The organism is Streptomyces sp. SID14478 (assembly GCF_010548525.1).
In the GTDB taxonomy this organism is placed as follows: domain Bacteria; phylum Actinomycetota; class Actinomycetes; order Streptomycetales; family Streptomycetaceae; genus Streptomyces.
The window spans coordinates 1-1,012 of record NZ_JAAGMG010001447.1; the positions used below are offsets into that span (position 1 = coordinate 1).

The following is a 1,012-nucleotide window of genomic DNA, read 5'->3' on the forward strand; positions in this document are numbered from 1 at the left end:
CTGTCGCGGCCGGCCATCTCGTGCGGGCCGGGCTCGTGCCCGGCAGGGGCCTGCGGGTGCGGGGGCTGCGCGGCCTGCGGCTCGCCCCAGGCGCCCTGCGAGCCCGGCATCAGAAGCATCTCCTCGTCCTCGACGGCGGTGTCGGCGGGATCGAGGTAGGTGTACGCACCCGGGGCGGGAACACCCGGCTGATCCACCGCGCCTGCGTTCTCCGGCAGCCCTTCGCCCGGAACCTGACCGGTGTCGGTCATGCCTACCCCTCGCCCATCGATGAGAACTTGCCGGCCGCTCCCGGCCGTCCGCCGGAGGAGCAACCCCTTTTGAGCCGCTGTCCGGAGCGGCGCGTCGTCCGCCCGTCATGGACAACGAGCACGCGCGCCGCGCGGCACGAACCGGCCCGGACAACACGTATTGTCCCGGCCGGAGCGCGGCCGTGGCACGGAGATCGGCCACGGCCTTCTGTGGACTGCGCCACGTTGCGCGTCCCCCGGTCGCTGCCGTACCACACACACTCCAAAGGTGGTGCGTTTCCAGGACATTGAACGATGAACTGTCGGACGTCCCGGTGCGGTACAACGATCGGCCAGCCTACCGCGCGCGCTGGGCCGTCCGGGTCACGGGTGGCGGTCGGGAAGCTGCCCGGACAGCAGGAACCCCACGGTCCGCTCCTTCTCCGTCCAGGCGCGAGTGTCCAGTTCGACGGATTGCAGGAGGGCGCACTCGACGTCGTACCCGTGCTCCGTCAGATCCCTGCCGATGAGTTCGGCGGCGTCGCGTGTCGCGGCGTGCGTGACGATGCGCGCGGGCCGCCGGTCGGCGACCGCGGAGACGACCGCCGCTCCCCCGGCGCCGACGCGGACGACGTCGGGCTCGGGCAGGTCCTCCAGGACGTGCGGGGCGGTGCCGTGGACGATCTGCGCCTGGACGCCGAAGCGACGGGCGACGGCGACGGTGCGGGCGCAGGCGTCGGCGTCCCGGTCGACGGCGATGACGGCGGCGCCGAACCGGGCGG

1 protein-coding gene and 1 pseudogene are annotated in these 1,012 nt (G+C 73.2%); both read right to left on the minus strand.

Annotated elements, in window-relative coordinates; translation table 11 throughout:
* Positions 1-251, minus strand: a 251-nt coding sequence (locus G3I40_RS45340; protein WP_164560610.1) for a hypothetical protein, incomplete at its 3' end; no start/stop codon positions are given.
* Positions 252-614: 363 nt separating this feature from the next.
* Positions 615-1,012, minus strand: a pseudogene (locus G3I40_RS45345) (precorrin-6y C5,15-methyltransferase (decarboxylating) subunit CbiE); the annotation flags it as partial.